The organism is Vibrio viridaestus (assembly GCF_003856525.1).
Taxonomy (GTDB): domain Bacteria; phylum Pseudomonadota; class Gammaproteobacteria; order Enterobacterales; family Vibrionaceae; genus Vibrio; species Vibrio viridaestus.
In genome coordinates this window covers 1-424 of record NZ_RJVQ01000145.1, presented here as the reverse complement: position 1 = coordinate 424, position 424 = coordinate 1, and the positions used below count along the sequence as shown (strand labels likewise).

The window sequence follows — 424 nt, the reverse complement described above, 5'->3', positions numbered from 1 at the left end:
AAATATCTATTTGATGAATATTCTCATTTCTATGATTAATCTTACTTATTCAACAAATTCGATTGGTTGATACGARTAGAGTTTCTGTTACGATAAATTGACGAAACAATTGCTAGTCCAATAGCTGCTTCAGCGGCTGCAATAGCYATAACAAAAATTGAGAAAATGTCTCCTMTTARTTGGCGATTATCAAAAAAATCCGAAAATGTTACGAAATTTAKATTAACTGCATTCAGCATAAGTTCAAGACACATAAGGGCTCGAACCATATTTCGACTCGTGATCAATCCATAGATACCGATAGAAAATAAATAGGCACTCAAAATAAGTACATGTTCGAGCATCATTGACCAACTCCTTATCAATATCGATGCATTTCAAGATGAACAACAATTCAACCGATTCGATTGACTAGAATATAACA

General features: G+C 32.7%; 1 protein-coding gene. It reads right to left on the bottom strand.

Annotated features, from left to right (window positions below):
• Nucleotides 1-41: 41 nt before the first annotated feature.
• Nucleotides 42-344 carry an NADH-quinone oxidoreductase subunit NuoK gene (nuoK, locus tag EES38_RS23355; protein ID WP_500691487.1) on the bottom strand — a complete coding sequence of 101 codons (303 nt, stop codon included), beginning with the start codon at nucleotides 342-344 and terminating at the stop codon, nucleotides 42-44.
• Between the last annotated feature and the right edge of the window lie 80 nt (nucleotides 345-424).